This is a genomic window from Nostoc cf. edaphicum LEGE 07299 (genome assembly GCF_015207245.1).
GTDB classification, from domain to species: Bacteria; Cyanobacteriota; Cyanobacteriia; order Cyanobacteriales; family Nostocaceae; genus Nostoc; species Nostoc edaphicum_B.
Genome location: NZ_JADEXF010000429.1, coordinates 1 through 4,550, shown reverse-complemented (window position 1 = coordinate 4,550; position 4,550 = coordinate 1). Strand labels below are relative to the sequence as shown.

General features: G+C 43.7%; 4 protein-coding genes. 3 read left to right on the top strand and 1 reads right to left on the bottom strand.

From position 1 onward, the window contains the following. The first annotated feature begins 246 nt into the window (after positions 1–246). The 3 genes from IQ229_RS14110 to IQ229_RS24055 all read left to right on the top strand — a co-directional run bounded on the left by IQ229_RS14110 (position 247) and on the right by IQ229_RS24055 (position 3,673). Positions 247–978, top strand: coding sequence for a hypothetical protein (locus IQ229_RS14110; RefSeq protein ID WP_228013462.1), 732 nt, complete (start codon positions 247–249; stop codon positions 976–978). A gap of 17 nt (positions 979–995) precedes the next feature. After that, on the top strand, positions 996–2,630 hold the full coding sequence (locus IQ229_RS14105) for a TrbI/VirB10 family protein (protein WP_162398244.1): 1,635 nt from the start codon (positions 996–998) through the stop codon (positions 2,628–2,630). A gap of 173 nt (positions 2,631–2,803) precedes the next feature. Further along, positions 2,804–3,673, top strand: coding sequence for a hypothetical protein (locus tag IQ229_RS24055; protein ID WP_228013461.1), 870 nt, complete (start codon positions 2,804–2,806; stop codon positions 3,671–3,673). Between the two features lie 41 nt (positions 3,674–3,714). Here IQ229_RS24055 and IQ229_RS14095 read toward each other — a convergent pair. After that, positions 3,715–4,550 (bottom strand): ATP-binding response regulator (locus tag IQ229_RS14095; protein ID WP_194044689.1); only part of this gene is annotated, 836 nt, incomplete at its 5' end.

Genomic DNA, 4,550 nt, shown 5'->3' with positions numbered 1-4,550 from the left:
CCAGTCCCCAGTCTCTAGTCTCTAGTAGTCTGCCAACCCAAAAATGCTAGGTGAGGTCTGGGGAAAGGGTAAGGGATTTAAAACCTTTCCCCCTTCCCCTTTACCCCGCCAAGTTCACTTGGCGAACTACTAGTCTCTAGTCCCTATTTTCAAGACAGGCATCAGAACTTTCCAAAACGAATTAAAAACCTTTAACACAAGGCTGTTCGGTGGATTTTCAAACAATACTACTTATGCCAATTTGGTATGACTCTGCAAATTAAACGACTTCAAGCTCCATTGCTTCCAGAAGCCAAAAACCTCCTAGCTGTTTGCTTTATCTGCCTAACTGCATTTAATGGTCTCATATTTTTGTTGACTCTATTCACCGCTTTCAGGGTCAATAAAATTGCCGATCGCAAGACGACTTTTGCTCAGTTGGTAAATGGTGAGACAATCTACATTTCTGAGCAAGACCGCAACTGGCGCTATCCAGCTGTAATTCAAAAGGTAGTTAGTGACTGGACAACCCTAACATTTAACTGGGATGACAAACTCACTGGCACTAATCAACCAGACCAAGGCATTCAAGTTGGTAGAAATGGGCGCATTCCCACAAATACTTGGTTTGCTTCCCTGCTGCTAGAACCGGAATTTGCCAAAGCTTCTCTGCCGAAGATTGCCGAATTAGTTCCTACTAGCTTCTTTTCAGGTCAGCTGCGTAGCACCACTATTATTTCCTATCTGTCAGAACCGAGAGCAGTACGACCTGGGGAATGGGAAATAGACATGATTGCTACCCGTATCTTAGTTGACCGAACTACTGGTAGAGATGAACGTATTCCTTTTAACCGCACATTTACCGTTCAAGCAGTGGAGATTCCCCGATCTCCTTTAAGTAAAGATGCCCCTCTGGTAGAACAGAAAATTTATGAAGTGCGATCGTCTGGACTGCAAATTACCAAGATGGTTGAGTTCAATTCTCAGCAACGACGCTAAAGGAAAAGGGTAGAATTATGACCAATTCAAATCAAAACCATGAATTTGACTACCTAAACGAAAACTCTGCTGATTCTTCGCCGGAATTCAACAGTACTAACGGCAATCATCGCTCTAACCAAGCCACTTTGGTTGCTGATGATGATATCAGCCCTGAAGAGGAGCAGTTGTTGGCAGGTTATAACCCTACTGCAAATCACCTCATTTCCGAAGAATATCGCTTGAAACAAGATGCAGAAGGAGCGGTAGAGCGACCGTTAGCAGAAAAACCTAGTGTTCGACTAGGTTCAGTAGTTGGCTTAGTGGGAATGGTTATTGGATCTGTAGCACTGATCTGGTTTGGATTTCTCCAACCTAAACCTCCTGTCAAACAAGTAGTCCAAAATCCTACTACATCTCCAAAAGGCGAACCAGTTTTAGATGAATCTGCCGAACTGAAAAGCAGATTAGCGTTTCAAGACCAACAGCAACAACTTAAAGTGGAACCTGTTGCTGCTAAATCCCCAAATCCAACCCTACAAAATAAACCCAAACCAAGGCCATCTCAACCTCAAGAGACTTTTTCACCGCGCACAACTCCTACATCACGCATAACACCAATAACTCCTGTAAGAATTTCTCAACCTGCGCCCCCAGTAGTGCGGTATATTTCTCCCAATCCTGTTAGTTATCAAGCTTCAACACCAATACGACAGCCTGAAAGGAATGTCGATCCTTTCCAGCAGTGGAGCCAACTAGCTAGCCTGGGACAGTCGCAAATCGGTAACTCTAAAGCAGCTGAAACTCAGTCAGAAGTTGCTGTTAACACTCAAACTCCAACAAGTTTGAAACCAACAGCTAGGCCATCCATTTCCACTCCCGAAGACCCTGGTATTCAAACAGTTTTAATTGGCTCCAAAAGCACTAACAGTAAAACTGATAACTTAACTCCAGGAATGGTAGGTATCCTCAATCGCACCCCTGTAGCTCTAGCCAATCTCAATGTAAATGAAACTAAAGAGGTAGCACTGAGTACATCTGCTCCAGGTAGAATTATCATGCCGATGATTTGGGATCAGGGAGGGAATAATCCCAGCGATCGCTTTGCTATCGAGTTAACCAAACCTCTCACAGCCACAGATGGCACGGTGGCACTCCCGGCTGGTACTATTTTAGTAACGAAAACAGTGGCAGTAGGTAAAAAGAATAACTTAGTATCTGCTAGTGCGATCGCGCTTATTTACCCTGACTCCCAAGGCACAATCAAACAGGAAACCATTCCGGCTGAGACTCTGTTAATTCGCGGTCGAGGACAGCAACCGTTAATTGCTAAAAAGCTGAATGATGTGGGGACAGATATTGCCCAACAAGATTTGTTAGTTGGATTACTCAGTAGTTTGGGTAAGGTGGGAAGCATAGTGAATCAGCCCCGCACTCAATCTAGCACTGTTGTTTCTAGTGGCACTTTTAACCAAAGTACTATTACTAGTAACTCTAATCCTCAGATTTGGGCGGCGGCGCTAGAAGGTTTTTTTAGTCCAGTCAGCGAACGTCTGTCTAGACGCTCTGACCAAGCAGTACAGGAATTACTACAGCGTCCCAATATCCAGTATTTACCTGAAGGTACAGAAGTCTCGGTTGTCGTCAATAGTTTTTTGAAAGTTGAACAATGATACCAATTTGGTATAAATAGCCAGCAATTTAAAATTCAAACAGATTGAAGTCGAGTTATCTACAGCATCCTGGCTATTGAATAGATACAAACTGAACGTTCTACAACTTAATGTTTGAGATTACTAGAACAGTTTATAAGTCAAAACTTCTAGTCCAAAATTCTTTCATTGGTATGAAACAATTTGCCACTCTTGTTATTGCTAGCACCACAATACTATTTGGGGTAACGATACCTGTTGTACAGGTACAAGCACAAACTTCTGCATATCGCTTGATTGAACGGGATATGGCTGCAAGTAATAGGATTCAGGTTCAAGTTACTCCAGGACGTGCTACGCCTATTAGTTTCACTCAAACCGACGAGGCGATCGCCTATATTTTGGTAGCAGACCCTTCACGACTGGTCTACACCACAGATACAGATTTAAAAAGCGGACGCGCTACAACGATTTTTCTGAGGCCAATCCAACCGCTAAAGTTTCCAGGGGCTACCACTACTGCTATTACTAACTTACTTGTCCAAACTGTAGACAAAACGGGACAAAAACGACTCTACAACTTCGATATCGTTCCAGTGCGTAGAAACACTGGGTATGTTGGTATTCAGATTGCAAATGCGATCATCGTACCCTTACAGGGAAGCAAGCTACGCGTAGCGAACGCACCAGAAGATGTTGCCGTACCCCTACGGGGAAGCAAGCTACGCGCAGCGTCTCCGATAGGCTTCGGCACTGCACGTAGACGCCGAACAGCTTCTGAAAGTAGCGCAATCGCTGGACAACAGACACTATTAATAGATAAAAATCGCAGAGCTAGAGTAGATGATATTGAAACCGGGCTGAGAATTGCTATTAATCGGGGTTACACCAACAAAAGCGATCCAGTTGTTCCTAAAGTGCAGCAAATTTTATCTTTGTTGCGAAATAGCAGAGTAACAATCCTAGAAGCAGCTACATCTGTTGGTGTTCCAGTTGAGGTTATTTCTGAATTAGGAAGAATCGCCTTAAATGACCGCCTACTCAGACTAGGACAGCAACGCTAGAGGTGATGCACTGGTTAAAATAGAAAGAAATTGACATTTGATCAAGTTTTTAACACCTCAATGATCTTGTCCACAAGTTCCATTGGCTTAATTGGCTTGGCAATAAAAAGTTGAAACCCTGCTTTTAAAATACGTTGCTCATTTTTGGCTTCAGCAAAAGCAGTGAGAGCGATCGCTGGAATTTGTCCCCCTTGCTCTATAGTGCGGGAGCGAACTTGACGAATTAAGGTAAAGCCATCCTCATCTGGCATACTGATATCACTAATCAATAGAGCGGGCGGTGCCTGGGTTGGGCTATGCCTACGCTGTTCTAAAAGTGCCAATGCTTCTTTTACTGATGCTGCCACTAATACATCTGCCCCGGCGCTCTGAAGAACAGTCTGCATTAACATCCGAGCATCTGCATCGTCATCTACAACCAGAATGCACAAGTTCTGCAATTGGGCAATTTCCTTATTCCCATACAGCAATTCTCCAAGGAATAGTTCATCATTACTCAACTGCTTTGTCATTGTCACGATAGGTAGCCTCACCGTGAATGTCGAACCCTTGCCGAATCCCGCACTGGCTGCTGTGATATTGCCATTGTGGAGTTCTACAATTGTCAGAGCGATCGCAAGTCCTAACCCTAATCCACCAGCAGAACGAGTAGTGGAAGCATCACGCTGACTAAACCGTTCAAAGACGAATGGTATAAATTCTGCTTCTATGCCCCTCCCTCGATCAATAACAGTAATCTGAGCTTGAGACTCAACTTGTTCCAACCTGACCTCTACACTTTCATTTTTGGAACTAAACTTGATTGCATTTGAAAGCAAATTCCAAACAACCTGTTGTAAACGAATGGCATCACCTAAAACGTTGGACACAGCAGCAT